Here is a 17,656-nt window from a genome sequence, read left to right as displayed (position 1 = left end):
AGCGCCGAAACACCACAGGTGTCTTTGACGCTTCTTTGTTGTGGAGGGCACAGATATATATTTCCCTGCTGTGTCTCTGATGGGAATCAGCATAAACGGTGCGGCGGAAATTCAGGGGTCTGTCAATAATTTTGTGTAAACTCTTTTAAGCATAGGTTCCCCCGAGGGGGAATTCTCAAACTAACGCAAGTGTTGACCGACCCGATCGGGGAAAAAGACCGACAGCTGGAGTAGCATTTGGCCCCAGTTTTGGACACGTCCTGTCCATTTCCGGGTGACGTCCACGGTAGCCAGATAGAGCATTTTCAGCAAGGCTTCATCCGTAGGAAAGATGCTCTTTCCCTTCGTCACTTTTCGAAGCTGACGGTGGTAACTCTCAATCATATTGGTGGTGTAGATGAGTTTGCGGATCTCGGGCGGGTACTTGAAAAAGGTAGCGAGCTCGTCCCAATTCGTTCGCCATGAACGGAGGATTAGGGGATATTTCGCTCCCCAAACTTCCTCGAAACGGTCAAGTTCAAGCAAGGCACCTTCCTCGGTAGCTGCCTTGTAAATGGGCTTTAAATCGGCAGTTACTTTCTTAATGTCCTTGTACGACACGTAACGGGTGGAGCTGCGGATTTGGTGTATAATACATTTCTGGATTTCGGTTTGGGGATAGCAGGCCGCAATCGCCTGGGAGAATCCGGACAGATTATCCACGCAGATAATGAGGATATCTTGGACCCCGCGATTCTTAAGCTCATTCAGCACGCTCAGCCAGAACTTGGAGGACTCATTCTCACCAATCCACATGCCCAGCACGTCTTTATTTCCGTCCAGATCGATGCCAATGACCATGTAGGCGGCCTTGTTGATAATGGCCCCGTCTTGCTTGACCTTGAAGTGGATCGCATCCAGATAGACAACCGCATAGACGCCCTGCAGCGGACGATTCTGCCATTCTTTAATGAGAGGCACAATCTTGTTCGTCACATTGGAAATGAGCGTAGGGGAGACTTCAATGCCATACATCTGCCCCAAATGATCCTGAATTTCTCTGGTGCTGATCCCTTTGGCATATAAGGCGATAATCTGCTCTTCGATGCCCGTTACATTCGATTGATGCTTCTTGACGACCAGAGGCTCAAACTCCCCCAGCCGGTCCCGAGGGACGGTGATCTCCTGTTCGCCGTACTCACTCACTACCGTTTTACGGCTCTTTCCGTTCCGACTGTTTGGCGTGAGCTTCGCCTTCACTTCATGCTTTCCATAGCCCAAGTGGGTATCCATTTCGGCTTCCAGCATCTCCTGAATTGTCTCTGCGAATAGATCTTTTAAGGCATTCTGTGCATCTTGTGCTGTAACCAGATTATTCTCCTTAATAAATTCTCGAAGTTGCTGTTTTGACCAAAGTCCCATGTGTTCTCCCCATCCTTTCTCTTACTTCCATTTTAATGGGTTTGAGAGTTTACACAATATATTTTACAGACTCAAATTCAGGATCTGGCACCCATTCGAACTTCACCGGCCGGGCCGTTCCTTCCTGGTCCTCCGAGCAGCATCCGCGTTTATGGATGAGATTCAAGGAATGTCCGAGAAACTAAATGAGTTCGCCAGGAAACTGTAGACAGGGGAGCAGGGAGTTGTTCCCTATGGCCTTAGGTGGACAGCTCCTTACATATGGCATAAGGAAGTGTTCGCATCCTCTAACCCATACAGGATTCTTTTCCCGCTCTCCTTGGCGATCCGCACCATTTCATCGGCGCCTTGGGAAGGCCCGCCAATCCGCAGGACGGCATCGCAATGGCCGAGCAGCCGCACGGAGGAAGGGTGGAACATTTCATTGAACACCTTGTCGCCGATGGCTGTTGAGCCTGCCGCCTCCATCAGCGGCAATGCATACCACTCGCCCAGCACCGGCAGATGGCCGAGCCTGTACACCAGCAAGGCAGCTTCATTCATGGCTTGCATATTAGCTGCAATTAATGCCGGATCGTCTCCGGTTCCCGAGCGGTAAGGACCGGCAATGAGGATGTGCAGAGGTTTCGGCTCCTCCGGTTCGAGCAGCCGGTGAAGCTTAGCATGCTGCAGCAAAAGAATGGTCTTGGCGTCCCGGATTTCACCGCTCTCCACCAGCTCCATCGCTTTGGTAAGAGGAAGCTCCAGCACTTCGATGTTCTCCTGTTCCTCATCCAGTCCGCCGCCCCGCCCCGTCTTCATCTCGTCGGAATATTCCGCGACGAATAAATGCAGCATCTCCGTTACCGAGCCCGGCGACATATACACTCCGCCGATGCCGTGCACCTCCGACAGGCGGTAGCCGGTTTCCTCCTCGGCTTCGCGCTGGATGCATTCTTCCGGGCTGTCCTGATCCAGCAGTCCGGCACAGGCTTCAATCAGCATGCCGGATGTATTGCCGTTAATATAGGTGGGCAGACGGAATTGCCGGGTCAGGACAACCGTCTGCTTTTTGCGGTTGTAGAGCAGAATGGCCGCGCCGTTACCGCGGTCATAAGCCTCGCGCTGCTGCTCTTCCCAGGTCCCGTCGCTGCTCCGGTAATCCAAGGTGTATTTCTTCAGTGTATACCAGTTGTCTGATAACAGGTCAATTTGCTTGATTCGCACGTTAGGGTTCATAGGTGAAGCCTCCTTTTTAGTTGTATCCAGCCGCTCCGTCAGGGTTTACGGCATGTAAACACGCCCATATCCTTGGCAAAGGCCAGGCTTCCCTGGTCTGCCATCTTACGCCCTACAAAATCTATAAATTGTTCCAGCGTCTCACCCTTCAGCACCTTGCCCGCATTCATGGGCGTAGAGGTCATATAGCTGATCAGCGGACCGGTTTCCGTCACAACAAGAGAATCTGGATAACGTTCAACCCGTGCAGCCGGGAACCAGGGCTGCAATAGCTCTGCGCCATTATCCAGGTTGAATTGTTCCAGTGTGTCATCCAGTACCCGGAGGGCTGGATCGAATTCGCGGGCGAGTTCTTCCATCTCCCGCAAGTGCCGGCTGCTCATCGTGGAGGCGAAGAAGCTCCCCCGGGGGCTAAGCACTCTGGAAATTTCCGCGAATGCCGGCGTCAATTGCTCTACATGGTACAGCATGTGATTGGCAATCACGATCTGAAATTCGTTATCCGCAAAAGGCATGGCCATAACATCGGCCTGGCGGAACTGAAATCTTCCAGCCGCCGCCCCAAGTGCGCTGCGCGCAGCTTCCAGCATCCCCGGGGAGGCATCAGCAAGCGTGATCTCCAAGCGGGGCGGGATCCGCTCCCGGTTCCGAACCCAAAGAGCCGCATCGCCGCAGCCGATATCCAGCACCCGCAAAGGAAGGGTAGAGGATGAAAGCAGTTCCTGCGTTGCCTCCAGCATGTATTCAAAGAACCAGCGGTGCCACCCTTGCGGGTTCGTACTGAACTCATCATACAACCGGGTTCGCGCCTGCAGCCGGGCGGCATTCTGATACTGCCGGCCCCAATCCCTTTCCGTGCGGATCATGTGGATGATCCGGGCCAGCTCTTCCCAGTCCGCTGCCTGCTCTTGTTGCTCCATATAGTCCATGGAGGCATCGATGGCCTGGACTACACTCTCCATATGATCTATTTTCTGACGGATAAGCTGCTTCTGGAGCTGCAGAGCGCTGCGCAGATCACTCCCGCTGCCGATCTCCATCACGGTGCTCATTTCTTCCAGGGAAAGCCCAATAAATTTAAGCACCGAGAGCTTCTGGAGTCTGGCGATATCCTCCTCGTTATACAGGCGGGTGTCTCCTTCGAATTGGGAGGGCTTCAGCAGCCCGATCCGGTCATAATACCGCAGCGCCCTGACGGTCACCCCGGTTATCCGGGAGATTTGTCCGGTGGTTAAGCCTTTGTGCATCCTGTCCATCACCTCAACTTTGCGGCAGAATAACAATCATTACTTCAAGTATAACGGGTGACGCAACGTTACCTGCAAGAGAAAAATTCATTCGGAATGAATGGCTGGAACGGTGCCACCCACAGTCTTGATTTAGCTGCTGTAAAGCTCCTGTAAAGGCACCTTTGTTTGTACAAATTATGCAATCTAAAAAAGGGTGTAGATAAAACTTGGTGATACGTAGGCGCGTTGTGTTTCAGCTCGCGTTACGGTGAACACTGTGAGGAATACTGCACGTAAAGAACCTTACATCCCCTACAAGTTGCTAAAGTGAAATGAGAGGTAAAGATGCATTTGAATTCACCGCATGCGGGCCAGATGGCGGAATGAGAGGTAAAGATGCATTTGAATTCACCGTATGCGGGACGGATGGGGGATGAGAGGTAAAGATGCATTTGAATTCACCGCATGCGGGCCAGATGGCGGAATGAGAGGTAAAGATGCATTTGAATTCACCGTATGCGGGACGGATGGCGGGATGAGAGGTAAAGATGCATTTGAATTGGCCGTATGCGGGACAGATGGCGGAATGAGAGGTAAAGATGCATTTGAATTCACCGCATGCGGGCCAGATAAAATAAGAGGTTAAATAATATTAGAGGTCCCGTTGCCGTTATCTCTCTAGTGAACCAGCTTATTCGCCCGTTATATAGAATGAACTTGAAACTTGAAGAAAGAGAGCGGAGCGACGGTGGGAAATTTTGGAACTGTGGCAGCGATAGCGCCCGCCTTTGTCTTCGGATTTCAACCGCAAACAGCGGTCGGAAGTCCAAATATTCACCGAAGTTGCGACTGGCCCTTTACTCTAAACTTTTCAGTTCAATCTATATATGGGGCTTTTGTTCGCTTAGTGCTGCGAACGGCCGGCAAGACAACACCCCCTCAAAGGGCGCAATAAGGATCTAATTCATGCGCCTTGGAGGGGGTGTTAATTGATCTATAGAATTCTGCGGGCAGTCACAAACCGTTTTCTCCACTGGCCGTCAAAGGCTTCAACGTGAACATTCAGGTCTTTGGAATAGGTATGCAAAATCTGATTGTTTCCGGCATAGATGGCCACATGGCCGATATCGAGGCCGCGTGCACTGAAGAACAGCAAATCACCTTTGCGCAAGGAGTCGATGCCGACTTTCTTGCCCTCTTTGGCCTGGTCGTAGGATACGCGCGGAAGCTCAATGGACAGGGTGTCCCCGAATAATCGCTTCACAAACGAAGAGCAGTCAAAGGTTTTCGTCTGATCCGGAGAAGCCCCGAATTCATACGGGGTGCCCAGATAGGTCTTTCCGTAAGATATCAGCGCTTCGGCCTGCTTATCCAGCAGAGAAGCACTGGTATAATCGCTGTATTTCGGTTTCGCCGATATGTACCCTCTTTGGTAGTCTTCGGTCCGCACTTCCAGCCATAAAGCGTTAACCTCACGGATCACATGAACCTTCGCACCGCTAGGCAGCATTTCTGACTGGACGGAGCCGCTTTGGGCGTCCGGGGCACTCCGCAAGTTGACACCCCAGAGGATGGAGGTTTCATAGGTTATTGGAGAAAAGATCCGCACTGACTGGGTAATCGGCTCCCATGTTACGCTGCTTCCGAGTGCTTCGCTGACGAAGCGCAGTGGAATTAAAGTGTAGCCATCCGTAATTTGACCGGGAACATCCAGCGTGAGCGATTGCCCGTTCAACTGGGCGGTGGTATCCCCGATGCGGTAGGTTAGCTTCTTGTCACCTTTGGTGGCAGTAACGATCTTTGCCGTGTTATTCCAATTCAGCTTGGCCCCTTGCTCTTCGAACAGTCCGCGCATTGGAACCAGCACAGCGCCACGTAGGCTGACCGGCGGAACCTCGGCTTGGAGTTGCCTGTCGTCCAAATAGATGGAGATCTTCTTCGGTGTGATTTGCGTCTGGATCACCGAGTCTGCATGAGCAGAAGCCGAGTAGAAGAGGGACAGGCCCAATAAAGAGAATAGTACAGTTTTGCTTTTCGTCATGTATTCATCACCTTACTGATAGATTTGATTCTATACAGTTGGACGATGCCAAGCCGAAATGGTTTTGTGTTAAATGTTGGTAACGGAGATTCCGCTCAATAAAATACTTTCTCCTGCAGCAGATCGAGCGCGTGCTCGATCTCTTTGCGTTCCTCTGCTGTAACATGTGCGAGGCGGTCAGCAAACCGGACGGCAATGTGCTGGAAGGCCTCGTTCATCATGGTTTCGCCTTCAGGAGAGAGGGTGATGCCCTGCTTGCGCCGGTCGGCGGGATCGGTGATTTTGTGACATAGATGTTTTTCGCTTAGTTTCTTCAGCTCACGGCTCGTGTTGGGCATGGACATATGCATGCAGTCGCTGATTTCGCTGAGCGTGACGGGCTGGCTCACGGCAATGTATTCAAGAATTTTATACTGAACAGGCGTTAGCGCCTCGGATTTCACGCCTTTGGATATATCGCTTGTTATTTGATGGACAGCGGTGGTGAAAGTCACGAATTTCTGGAATAAATTATTCTGGTCCATAGGATCACCTCTATAGGACACCATAGCAAAATAATTATCAAAATACAATTATCATTTGACAACTAAAATTGGGATGTGTTACTCTTTTGTTATCAAATGATAAGTAAAGGGGCAGCGAATATGAACACACTGGTTATCTATACACATCCGAATCACAAGAGCCTCAGCTATGCTTTTTTGCAGGAAGTGATCCGGGGGAGCAAGGAGAATGGCAAGATCAAGGAAATTAAGGTGCTGGATTTATATGAGGAAGGTTTTGACCCAGTGCTGGTCTTCAATGAGCACAAACGCAGGAGGGATATGCACAGTGATCCGGCATTGGCGAAGTATAGGGAACAGCTGATCTGGGCGGACCAAATCGTGCTGGTCTACCCGATCTGGTGGGGACGGCCTCCGGCAATGCTAATGGGCTATATTGATCAGATGTTTGCTTCGGGATTTGCGTACAAGGATAAGGGCGGGCTTCTGCCGGAAGGGCTGTTGAAGGGGAAATCGGTGGTATGTGTATCCAGCATGAAAGGTCCGGCGCATTATCCGCTGCTGTGGCTGAATAATTCGCACAAAGCCCTGATGCGTAAAGCGTTGTTTAACTACGTGGGTATCCGCAAGGTGAAATTCTTCGAGTTCGGCAGCATGGAGAGCCCGCGGGGTAAGCACGCGAAGAAGCTTCAGCAGGTGTACCGCTATTTCAAAACGGTGAGTGCATAATCGGCTCTCCTTTCTAAAAGATCACTCCCCGTTCCCGCCGTCATATGGCGGGCACGGGAGCCGGGCGATTAATCAATCGCCCGCAAACTCCAGTGATTGTCTGCGTCCTTCATGAAATAGTAGAACAAATTAGGCTCTTTTATTTCACCGCTGTCTTTAACTTTCCCTCTAATTTCTACGATTACTCTTCCTTCTTTATCTTGTTCAACGGTACCTATAGTATCAAAATAATAATCTTTCCCGAACAAATACATAAATGCATCCGCGGACTGACTGTCTTTGAACACGCTGCGGAAGGCATCCTCCTTTTTATTAGCCAAGGCTTCCAATGTTGTATTCAATAGATTCTTAATCTCCTCGTTAAATAAGGGATCTTCGATCGTATCTAACTCTAGAAACACCCCTGTAGTAAAAGTCCCCTGACTGGGCTGAGGAGTAGTTACGGGCTGATCAGTCGCATGTGCGGTTGGTTGAGCCGTTGCCTGAGGGGCTGCCGAAATCTCAGTTTCAGCACTCACCGCTGGCGATGCAGCATTTGTGCCGGATTTATCACCACAAGATGCCATAATTCCAATTGTTAAGATCCCAGCCAACGAATAAACAATCAGCTTGTTCATGAATAACCTCCTAAAAGTTTTGTTAGCATAACATCCTTGAATCGACTTTGTACAAACTCACTTCGGAAGCATGAGCTTCAGAATTTATTTATACAGACGCAGTAAAAGCGGAGTAGTTCCCTTTTTTTTGAAAATAATAAAGGCTGGAAACAATATATTTGACATTTTATCTACATGTAACTACAATGGTTACAGGATCAACAAAACCTCAACACAGCATGAAATGCAATACGTCATTCAAATAAATATATCCAATGGAGGAATTAACATGACAATCGCATTAACAGGAGCAACAGGACAATTTGGTTCTATCGTAGCAGAAACCTTGCTGAAATCCGTACCGGCTGAGAAGCTTGTAGCCAGTGTAAGAAACCCGGAGAAGGCTGAGAGCCTGCGGGCTCGTGGAGTCGACGTCCGTCATGGTGACTTCGATCAGCCCGAGACGCTGGATGCGGCATTTGCCGGTGTGGACCGTCTGCTGATCGTATCAGCAGACGGCGACAATGATACCCGAATCCGCCAGCACAAGGCAGCAGTTGATGCCGCTGTGCGGGCAGGCGTAGGTTACATCGTGTACACCAGCGTTGGCCATGCCGACAACAGTACTCTGTTCCTTGCTCCGGTACACCGTGCAACGGAACAATTCATTATTGAGTCAGGCATTCCTTATGCCTTCCTGCGCAACAACTGGTATCTGGAGAATGAGATCGGCTCCATTCAGGCCGTTCAAGCCGGAGCCCCTTGGCTGACTTCGGCCGGCGAAGGCAAGGTTGGCTGGGCTACCCGCCGCGACTATGCAGAGGCAGCAGCCGTTGTTCTGGCTGGCGAAGGTACAGAGAACGCCGTGTACGAATTGTCCGGCAAGCCGGCAACCCAGGCAGAGCTGGCTGCAATAGTCGGCAGCGTGCTGGGCAAGGACGTTGCTGTGCAGCAGGTGGATGATGCCACCTACTCCAGCGTTATGGCCGGAGCGGGCGTGCCGGAAGCAGCGCTCCCGATTGTGGTCGCGATTCAAGCCGCGATCCGCGAAGGTGCTTTGGACATCGAGAGCGACGATTTCGGGAAGCTGCTGCAGCGTCCGCTCACGCCGCTTAGCGAAGGCATAAGTGAAATGTTGAACGGTGCGAAGGCGTAAACACTGGCCTGAACCGCACAAAGCCAGCCTGTCAATGCTCAGGCTGGCTTGAATATAAGAAGAGTCTGCCCTCGCCGGTCATAACCGGAGGGCAGACTCTTTTTTGAATACAGGGCAGCAATGCCATGCCGCATACCTGCATAGTTAGTTAACTTAACAGTTCATCGAAATCTGGCCAAATAAGCTACCCTTCTTTTAGCAGGCTTGATTTGGATAATATGTGGCGGATTTGCAATTCTGCGAATGACGATTACAAGTGCAATGAACAAGGCAATCCCGGTAAAAACCATTACCCAGACGGGGTTAATCAGGCCCAGTAAATAATAAAGAACACGAACCCTAGCTTTCAAAATGCGACCTTCCTCAATAGGTTCAGTTTGAGCATTGATTGAAAGTTTAGTCATAACAGCCCCTACCCCCAGAATGATTAGCACAAAAAATAAGGGCTTTAAGGAAGCTGTGACGCTTGTTAGCTGCTTTTTGTTAAATTTATATTCACTACCCATATGTATGTGTAATAACCTGATGAAATCTTCGCGAATGTCGGGATCCGTAATTACGATAAAGTCAGTCTCTGTTTTTCCGAAACTAGATCTAGTTACAATATTCGTAAACATTCCCTTTTTGTTCGAGGATACCGATTCAATATCCCCGATTGAAAATATTTTTCCATGACGGACTTCTGCCGGAAAATCCTCTCCTCTCGCAAGTGCTTGGACGACAAGTGCTTCATTCTCTTTTCCAATCTCAGAATAGATGTACTCCGGTGTCAAAATATGAAATTCTTCCGCATTGCTCTCGATCAACTTAAAATCCTGGAAAAAATCGCTCATACCAACCTCCTAAATAATGTAATACATTATTTAATCGGAAGTTATTATAATAATTGTTAGTTTCTGTATTTGTGTACTCCTTCTCAAGGAACTATTTCATAGTAGTAGCTGCCTGCCTATCCATCAGTATGATTATCGTGGCCTTTCCTTCCTCATCATAGACTGTCGAAACCATATGTATGCCTCTGAGCGCTTCCCCCGAGAGCGAATTCAACTCCTGTACAGAACTTTTCACAAGTTGACGTGTTTCTGTATCGTAGTAATAATCCATATAATTCTCAGCATTCTCTATCGCATATTTCTCTCCATATAACTCTTTAATACCCGCATGGCTCATGCCGGCTTCAGCTCCCCGGGCAGTTCTATATACCCCTTGGGATTCTTTCCGCAGCGCTATGGATACGACCTTATCATCCCTGTAGATCACGCTCACTCCGGGATCATATGTATACGAATTCGGAATCCCTTTATTTCCGGTCCCCAGCACCTTCTCCGCATCCTTGCGGCTCATGCCGTAGCTGACGCGTTCCTTGCTGTTAACCGCCTTGTAGATGGCCATATCCTGCTTGGAGAAGGTATCCGGCTCCATGGTGACGGGCTCGGCATTGCTGCTGCATCCTGCCAGTACAAGAAGTAGAAGAGCTGCTGTTAATAAGGTATAAGTTCTTTTGAGAGTCAAGTGTTTTCCTCCTATAGATTGAATTTAAGATTTCCCATTTTGGCGAGGACGTAACTGCGGTGAATATTTGGAGTTCCGGCCGCTGTTGTCCCCAGATTTCTTGATATAACCTGCTATACGCGGTGGAAATCCGGTGACTGGTTATGCTTCCGAAGCGAGCTTTCCTATGGAAAGCTCATTCAGCCGTTTTTGTTACAGCACGAAATAATTCTCCAGCAGTTCACGCACCGCCTCGCGAAGAGACGATTGATGCTCTGGATGAAGCAGCTCCTGGGGAACAAGGATATAGCTGCCGGAATTGCTTTTTAAATAGCTGTAGATGATTTGAGCTTCGTCAATTTTATGGCGGTTGACCGCTTCCGGCGATTCCCGTGTCAACTGGGTGAAAGTCTCCGCAATAGCGGATTGGATGCCGGCCTGCAGCTGCGACATATCCGGATGTCCGGTTTCCAGCTTGGCCCGGAAGAGAATGCGGCTGCCTTTTATCAGAATAAGCTTTAGAAGTTGTTCGTTCACCGGCTCCAGGACGGCGATGTTCTGGTTCTCTGACGTGAAACGGGTAACCTTCTCCTTCTGCAGCAGGGACTGGACAGCTCCGACATAGTCGCGGTATTTGGCCGCCGCCTCGAAATCATATCTCTCCGCCGCCTCATCCATTCGCCGCTCCAGATCCTCTAGGATACCCGTGTCCTCTCCATTCAGCAGGGCGATGATCCGGTCGATAATGACATTGTATTTCTCCAGCGCTTCTCCGCCTCCACACATTCCGATGCATAGGCCCAGAGAATGGTTGAGACAGAGCGTCTGTTTGGCATGCGGACTGCTGCAGAGGATCTTCTGACATTCCTTAATACCCTGCACCGCACGTTCCACCGTGCTTCTGCTTGTAAAGGGACCAAAGGATAGGCTGTTCTCAGCCTGTCCTGGATCATAGCCCACTTCAAGCTGCCGGTAGGCGGTATCATTGCGAATGGTGATATAAGTGTAGGCGAGCGGATTTTTCATTTTTTTATTGTACATCGGCTTAATTTCCTTAATGAGCTGGCACTCCAGCATAAAGGCTTCAAATTCCGTATCGGTCACTCTATATTCAAGATCCCTGATGTTGCTGACCAGCCGGTTTACCTTGGGCGAATGCCCCTTGGAATTGTAGAAGTAGGACTGCACCCTTTTCCTCAACTGCTTGGCTTTGCCGACATAGATGATATGGCCGAGGCTGTCCTTCATCAGATAGACTCCGGGCGATAAAGGGAGGGCTGCCACCTTTTCTGTTAGATTCATAGGCATGAAATCTCCTCCGCTGATTACGTTCTCTAGTAGAGTCTAGTATAAACGATGCTATTGGCGGCGGCGACTGGAAAAGTCCGATTTCTGCTCTACGGTGTGAGAAATATGGCGATGTGATATAACCCACAAAGGCTCCCGTCAAAACCCCTTATCATTAAGGATATAAAATATAAATTTCGACAAACTGGGGGGATTTCATGAAATATTCAATCGGGGAGTTCGCATCCATTCTAGGGATAACGGCTGATACGCTGCGGCTGTATGAGAAGCATGATATTGTCAGACCCATGAAAGATCATCATAACAACTACCGTTATTTTGATGATTTGGATGCCCGGAATCTGCTGTCCAGCCGGTGGTACCGCAGTATGCAGATTCCGCTTCAGGATGTCGCCGAGCTTATTAATGATGCGCCTTCGGAGCAGGTAGTGGAGTCGATCGCCGCCGCGCAGCTGCAATTGGAGGCGGAAATCAGGCGCAGCACGATGCTGCTGAACAAGATCAATGAGATCCATAAGGAGCTGAAGGTAATCAGCCATTCTTTCTATAAGTGCCGGATCAAGCATCTGCCGGGAATATACAGAATCCAGCAGACGAACAAAAATCATTTGCTGCAGAAGGATTGCCTGAAAAGAACGGTCCAAGCCTGGATGGAGCTGCTGCCCTTTACGTTCTATTCCTTCCGGATTGAAAATACGGAAAGTATCTACAGGAGCGCGGAGCTGGATTACAGCTGGGGCTTGGCCTTGCTGGAGGAGGACCAGGAGAAGCTTGAAGTGAGCCTGAATGAAAGTGTTGAATATCTTCAGCCGGCGACCTGCATATCTTCGGTGATTGCAACCTCTTGTGAAGAGTACATCGAACGGAGTGCTTTTCAATTCATGCTGGATTATGCCGAAGAGCACCGCTATGCCATCACGGGTGACATTATCGGAAAAATTCTGTTCACAGAACGAAGGAGCGGAACGAACAAAACCTATCTGGAGATTAATATCCCGATCTAAACTTGCCTATTGAATAACAACCTGACTGCTTCTTCAAAAAGCAGAGGGTTTCCCGTCCTACCCCCCACTTTGAGAAAAGTTTCACATATAATTCATTGACCTTGGTGCTGCACCAAGGTTTACACTCTGGACATACGCATGGGCGGTCCGGGAAGAGAGAAATAAGGACGGCCACAAAACTATACTGGGGGCAAATAAGCAATGCGCAAGCTATCCATTACCAAAATATTCATGTTATCGCTGTGCCTGGTCATGATCCTGTCGATCATCGGAGGCTGCAGCGGCAATTCAAGTGAACCGGCCGCTTCGGAGCAGCCGTCTGCATCGCCTGAAGCGACGCAGCCAACAGCCGATTCGGGTGAAATCCCGGCTTCTTTCAAAGCGGGAACGTACAAGGCGGAAGCTGATGGCAAAGACGGCAAAATTCAGGTGGAAGTTACACTGGATGCAGCCCAGAAGATTACGGACATTCAGGTCGTAAGCCAAAATGAAACAGCAGGCATCGGCGTTGAAGCTATCAATAAAGTGAAGGAAGAAATCATAGCCGGTCAAACCTTGGCCATCGATGCCGTCAGCGGCGCTTCCGAATCCAGCACAGCGATCCTGACTGCTGTTGAAGATGCGTTGAAGCAGGCAGGCGGCAATGTGGAAGCCTTCAAATCCAGAACTGTTGCCAAAGCCGGCGAAGGCAAGACAGAACAGCTGGCCGCCGATGTTGTCGTTGTGGGCGCGGGTGCCTCTGGCGTGTCTGCGGCGGTATCCGCAGCGGATAAAGGCGCAAAGGTCATTATTATCGAGAAGACGGCAACGATCGGCGGAGCGAGCAATTTATCCTGGGCGGGTAAATTCTACAATTCCTCTGCTGCCGTCAGCAGCGGGCTTAAGATCAGTGTGGAGAAAGAAATTTCCGACTGGATCGTCAATAACCATTGGCGTGTGGACGCCGCGGCGATCCGCCAGTATGTGACGAAGTCCGGGGATACTTATGATTGGCTGAATCAAAAAGGCTACAAAACCACCTTTATCAATTTCGCAGGTGAACAGCTGCATATGCTTCCGGCCTACGAGACCCGCCAGGACCTGCTCCGGGCGATGCTGGCAGAATCGGTGGAGAAAAAAGGCGGACAGGTTATCACAGAAACTACGGCCAAGAAGCTGATTACAGGCAGTAATGGAGAAGTGACCGGTGTAGTAGCCGAGAAGGCAGACGGTACAACGCTGGAGATTACCGGCAAAAGCATCGTGATGGCCACCGGCGGTTATGCTGCCAACAAGGAAATGGTTAAGGAAGCCTTCGGGTTTGAGGGCATAAATGGCGGACTGGGCCAGAATATCGGCGAAGGCCTGGAAATGTCCTGGGCTGCCGGGGCCAAGGTTCCTGATAACTTCGGCGGACAAATGCTTCACCAGACGCTGGCCAGAGCAACAGAGAAGCTGAAGACACAATATGAGCCGTTTGAGGCCAGCTACCCGCTGATGCTTTCCTACCTGCCGAACTTCATGAATGTAGGCTCGTCCGGGGCGAGATTCAGAGACGAAGCGGCTACGCTTACTGCAGTGGCAGCCGCCAATACGAGTGCATTTAACGGTGCCTATCATTACGTGATTGTCTCCAAGTCACAGATCGACGCTTTGAAGGCTAAAGGGATGAACGGTGTACAAGCACCTAGTCTGCCGGGAATGCCGCCGGAATTCTACGCAACATTTGCGAAGCAGTTCACGCTGGAGAACCCTTGGAAGGATGCGGACAAAGTCTTTGACTCCATGGTAGAGAATGGAGATGGCTATAAAGGCAGCACCATTGAAGAGTTGGCTAAGAATGCCGGAATGGACGCGGCTGTATTCGCAGATGCCTTCAGCAAATACAAGGAAGCGACCAAGACAGGCGTAGATACTGAATTCGGCAAAGCGAAGGACTATCTGCTTCCTATGGGAGAAAGCGGTCCGTACTATGCAATTATTGCCGAGATCAACAACTTGGGCTCTGTCGGCGGGTTGCTCGTCAACACCCAATTCCAGGTGTTGAACGACAAACGTGTGCCTGTTAAAGGCCTGTACGCTGTCGGACTGGAGTCGGAAGGCGTGTTGTTCAACGATACCTATGTTGGTAATGGTGTCGGCATCGGCTATTCATTCACTTCCGGCCGTCTTGGCGGTGAAGATGCTGCCAGCAGCGCTTTAGGGAAATGAGTTTCCCCAATACTTTTTAATCAACCATTTCGGCTAAGCGCCGGGGTGGTTTTTTTGCGGATTCAGCGCAGTTACGACGGCACTGTTGGTTAGTCTTATAGATTTTGCCGGGAGCTTGCACGGTTTAATAACTCTTTCTTATGCGCCGATAAATAGGGTATAGTGCATTGTTTATGCAGGAAGGAGGAATGCTGAATGAACATTTCAATATCAAGAGTTCAGCGAAGCTCAATTAAAAGACCGCCGCAGTCCAAGATCAAGGATACCACAGCAGCGCCCTCCCTTGGCTTCTCTGAAACCTTGGCTTCCGTTACGGCTATGACTGAGGAACAGGCGCAGAAGATTAGGGATATTTACGACTTTACAGTCAGTATCGAAACCATCCCGGCAGATGATAAGGACATTACCAAGCGAGGTATAAGCGGCAGCCTGCAGGAAGTGGTGGTGGCACCAAACATTCTGCATCTAATGAGCAAGGACCCTTCCATAAAGAAGAAGGTTTACGGTTATATTGATAGCTATATCCATGAAGATTTGAAGAGTCTGGCCCAGATGGAAGAGCTGCATGGGGTCACAGTGACAGGGCACAGTCTGATTATACACAAAGATGGTACATATACGGTTTGGTCTGCATCAGTAGCTTCTCCCGGGGAAGTGGAGAAAGGCAGACGAATCGAGGCAGATAAGCTGAAGGAAAAAGCGGAGCAGGCACATATTGCTGCAGTAGCGCGGAATGAAACCGAATGGGTCATGCCGGAGGGTAGCGGGAAGCAGCCTGTTACCCAGCCAGGGGAGCCAGCGCTTCCTGCTGCCATCAGAGCTCTGTCCTCCAGGGATTTGCTAAAGCTAAGTTTGCTGATCAGAAACAGCAAGTCAGACAAGAGGCAGTAGAACAATAGCCCAACCCTCCGCATAGCATATAGCACCATCTTGCTTGAGGAGGAAAGGGGGCGCCAAAGATGATGAGCATTCAATTATCTGCGGTTCACTGGGTGTATCTGGTCTTTATTGTGTTTATTATGACGCTGCTGATCAGGCGGCGCGATACAACGATGATTTGTGTGACCGGGATTTTTGCCCTGGGGCTGCTTGCAACAAGTACGCTCAGCGGTTCGGTGTCGGGAATCTTCAATTCATTTGTCTATGCGACCAAAGAGCTGATGAGCACAATTATGATCATCTCCATTATTGTGGCCATGAGCCGGATTCTGAGGGCTACCGGCATTAATGAAACGATGGTGGCTCCGCTTACCCGGTTCCTGCGCACACCAGCGATGGCCTACTGGGGGATCGGGCTGATTATGATGGTTACCTCGCTCTTCTTCTGGCCTTCACCTGCGGTGGCGCTGGTCGGGGCGGTACTGCTCCCGGTGGCTGTCCGGGTGGGTTTGCCCGCGCTTGGCGCAGCGATGGCGATGAACCTGTTCGGCCACGGGATTGCCTTATCCGGTGATTATATAATTCAGGGGGCACCGAAGCTGACCGCAGATGCCGCAGGCCTTCCGGTGTCCAGTGTTATGGAGGCGAGCCTGCCGCTCGTTATAGTGATGGGACTGGTCACTACGGTCACGGCGTTCTGGATGATGCGCAGAGATCAGAGAAATGGAACCTGGAGAGACGGGCTGGTGTCGGTCAAAGGTTCTTCAGGTCCGTTGTCAGCAGGAGCGGAGGAGACCGCTCCGGTATTGATGAGCCCCGGTCTGAAAAAAGGGCTGGCAATCACCATCCCCTTACTGTTCCTGCTCGATGTAGTGGCGATGTTTATCCTTGACTTGCAGGGTGGCGATGCTACGGCCCTGGTTGGCGGAACCGCCGTGCTGATCCTGATTACGATCACTTTGCAGGCCCATCATAACCAGGGGCTGGAGAAAATCACCTCTTACCTGATCGAGGGATTTATCTTTGGTTTTAAAGTATTTGGCCCGGTCATCCCCATCGCGGCCTTCTTTTATCTCGGTGATTCGGCCTTCACCGAGCTGTTTGGGAACACACTGCCCGGCGGCTCACACGGCATCGTGAATGATCTTGGCGTCGCCCTTGCAGCGCACGTTCCGCTGAATGGCGCGGTAGGAGCCGTAACATTAACGGCGATCGGCGCGATCACCGGCCTTGACGGCTCCGGCTTTTCCGGCATCTCGCTGGTCGGCCCGATTGCCCAGATGTTTGCCGCCGCGATTCATTCCGGCGCGGCGACCTTGACCGCCCTTGGACAGGTGGCCGCCATCTGGGTCGGCGGCGGTACACTGATTCCGTGGGCGCTCATTCCGGCAGCCGCCATCTGCGGCGTCAGCCCGTTCGAGCTGGCCCGGCGGAACCTGAAGCCGGTGCTGCTGGGCCTTTCGGCGACGACGATTGTCGCCATGTTCCTGATGTAGATATTGTGTATAAGAAAACCTCCCCTTATCCATGCTAAAGAGGATCGGAAGCGTGACAGAAGGGGGAGTATTCAACTTATGAGGCACTATGAATCCAGTTTGCGGACGAACAGCACGGTGGACCAGGCACAAGATTCTGTGACCAAGCTGCATAACTCAGTAACGCAGGCTTTAAGCCATCCGAATGAACAGACTCTTGCCCAAGCGGGGAATAGTCTGGAGCATGCCGAAAATGCAGTCAAGCATGCCCCGGAGGGCTCGGTGGGCGGCCATGGCGTTGATCTAACCGAAGAAAGACTACAGGATGAGAAGGAAAGGTTAGCCGCTCTGGAAGTGCAGCAGAGCCAGATTAAGGATTAGAGCCCAGCTCAATGATGGTGTTTCCCAGGCAGTATGTGCAGCCGCAGGCATTTCC

17 protein-coding genes are annotated in these 17,656 nt (G+C 50.7%); 8 read left to right on the top strand and 9 right to left on the bottom strand.

Going from position 1 to position 17,656, the window contains the following annotated elements; all coding sequences use genetic code 11:
• Positions 1-180: 180 nt before the first annotated feature.
• The 3 genes from NST07_RS33065 to NST07_RS33055 all read right to left on the bottom strand — a co-directional run bounded on the left by NST07_RS33065 (position 181) and on the right by NST07_RS33055 (position 3,866).
• Positions 181-1,401 (bottom strand): IS256 family transposase, encoded by a 1,221-nt coding sequence (locus NST07_RS33065; protein ID WP_342479894.1) that lies wholly within the window; start codon positions 1,399-1,401, stop codon positions 181-183.
• A 255-nt stretch (positions 1,402-1,656) separates the two neighbouring features.
• A complete protein-coding gene (nudK, locus tag NST07_RS33060; RefSeq protein ID WP_342480818.1) occupies positions 1,657-2,619 on the bottom strand; it encodes a GDP-mannose pyrophosphatase NudK in 963 nt (320 codons plus the stop codon).
• A gap of 38 nt (positions 2,620-2,657) precedes the next feature.
• Positions 2,658-3,866, bottom strand: coding sequence for a MerR family transcriptional regulator (locus NST07_RS33055; protein WP_342480817.1), 1,209 nt, complete (start codon positions 3,864-3,866; stop codon positions 2,658-2,660).
• A gap of 415 nt (positions 3,867-4,281) precedes the next feature.
• Between NST07_RS33055 and NST07_RS33050 the strand changes: the two genes are divergently transcribed.
• A complete protein-coding gene (locus tag NST07_RS33050) occupies positions 4,282-4,494 on the top strand; it encodes a hypothetical protein (RefSeq protein ID WP_342480816.1) in 213 nt (70 codons plus the stop codon).
• A gap of 348 nt (positions 4,495-4,842) precedes the next feature.
• Here the strand turns inward: NST07_RS33050 and NST07_RS33045 are convergent, their stop codons facing one another.
• Both NST07_RS33045 and NST07_RS33040 read right to left on the bottom strand, forming a co-directional pair.
• On the bottom strand, positions 4,843-5,889 hold the full coding sequence (locus NST07_RS33045) for a stalk domain-containing protein (RefSeq protein ID WP_342480815.1): 1,047 nt from the start codon (positions 5,887-5,889) through the stop codon (positions 4,843-4,845).
• A gap of 95 nt (positions 5,890-5,984) precedes the next feature.
• Complete coding sequence (locus tag NST07_RS33040; protein WP_341097189.1) at positions 5,985-6,413, bottom strand: MarR family transcriptional regulator; 429 nt, start codon at positions 6,411-6,413, stop codon at positions 5,985-5,987.
• Positions 6,414-6,533: 120 nt separating this feature from the next.
• Here NST07_RS33040 and NST07_RS33035 point away from each other — a divergent pair, with 120 nt between their 5' ends.
• Positions 6,534-7,121: an NAD(P)H-dependent oxidoreductase gene (locus NST07_RS33035; protein ID WP_038597923.1), complete on the top strand. Its 588-nt coding sequence runs from the start codon at positions 6,534-6,536 to the stop codon at positions 7,119-7,121.
• A 68-nt stretch (positions 7,122-7,189) separates the two neighbouring features.
• Here NST07_RS33035 and NST07_RS33030 read toward each other — a convergent pair whose 3' ends face one another.
• On the bottom strand, positions 7,190-7,738 hold the full coding sequence (locus tag NST07_RS33030) for a hypothetical protein (RefSeq protein ID WP_342480814.1): 549 nt from the start codon (positions 7,736-7,738) through the stop codon (positions 7,190-7,192).
• Between the two features lie 268 nt (positions 7,739-8,006).
• Here NST07_RS33030 and NST07_RS33025 point away from each other — a divergent pair, with 268 nt between their 5' ends.
• Positions 8,007-8,873, top strand: coding sequence for an SDR family oxidoreductase (locus NST07_RS33025; RefSeq protein ID WP_341380142.1), 867 nt, complete (start codon positions 8,007-8,009; stop codon positions 8,871-8,873).
• Between the two features lie 161 nt (positions 8,874-9,034).
• Here the strand turns inward: NST07_RS33025 and NST07_RS33020 are convergent, their stop codons facing one another.
• The 3 genes from NST07_RS33020 to NST07_RS33010 all read right to left on the bottom strand — a co-directional run bounded on the left by NST07_RS33020 (position 9,035) and on the right by NST07_RS33010 (position 11,666).
• Positions 9,035-9,706, bottom strand: a complete 672-nt coding sequence (locus tag NST07_RS33020) for a hypothetical protein (protein WP_341097185.1) — start codon at positions 9,704-9,706, stop codon at positions 9,035-9,037.
• Between the two features lie 91 nt (positions 9,707-9,797).
• Positions 9,798-10,385: a hypothetical protein gene (locus tag NST07_RS33015; RefSeq protein WP_342480813.1), complete on the bottom strand. Its 588-nt coding sequence runs from the start codon at positions 10,383-10,385 to the stop codon at positions 9,798-9,800.
• 192 nt (positions 10,386-10,577) lie between these two features.
• On the bottom strand, positions 10,578-11,666 hold the full coding sequence (locus NST07_RS33010; RefSeq protein WP_342480812.1) for a UvrB/UvrC motif-containing protein: 1,089 nt from the start codon (positions 11,664-11,666) through the stop codon (positions 10,578-10,580).
• Between the two features lie 203 nt (positions 11,667-11,869).
• On the opposite strand from NST07_RS33010, the gene NST07_RS33005 reads away from it, so the two are divergent.
• From NST07_RS33005 to NST07_RS32985, 5 genes are all read left to right on the top strand, one after another.
• Positions 11,870-12,676: a MerR family transcriptional regulator gene (locus NST07_RS33005; RefSeq protein WP_341097181.1), complete on the top strand. Its 807-nt coding sequence runs from the start codon at positions 11,870-11,872 to the stop codon at positions 12,674-12,676.
• A 201-nt stretch (positions 12,677-12,877) separates the two neighbouring features.
• Positions 12,878-14,866, top strand: a complete 1,989-nt coding sequence (locus tag NST07_RS33000) for an FAD-binding protein (RefSeq protein ID WP_341097179.1) — start codon at positions 12,878-12,880, stop codon at positions 14,864-14,866.
• Positions 14,867-15,061: 195 nt separating this feature from the next.
• Entirely contained in the window at positions 15,062-15,757 is a 696-nt protein-coding gene (locus NST07_RS32995; protein WP_341097177.1) for a DUF6033 family protein, read from the top strand.
• 71 nt (positions 15,758-15,828) lie between these two features.
• On the top strand, positions 15,829-17,241 hold the full coding sequence (locus tag NST07_RS32990) for a hypothetical protein (protein WP_341380434.1): 1,413 nt from the start codon (positions 15,829-15,831) through the stop codon (positions 17,239-17,241).
• A 78-nt stretch (positions 17,242-17,319) separates the two neighbouring features.
• Positions 17,320-17,601, top strand: coding sequence for a hypothetical protein (locus NST07_RS32985; protein ID WP_341097175.1), 282 nt, complete (start codon positions 17,320-17,322; stop codon positions 17,599-17,601).
• Positions 17,602-17,656: the final 55 nt, after the last annotated feature.

The organism is Paenibacillus sp. FSL L8-0340 (genome assembly GCF_038593145.1).
Classification (GTDB): Bacteria; Bacillota; Bacilli; order Paenibacillales; family Paenibacillaceae; genus Paenibacillus_AQ.
Note: the sequence above shows the minus strand (reverse complement) of the source record. Positions and strands in the feature narration are given on the sequence as shown.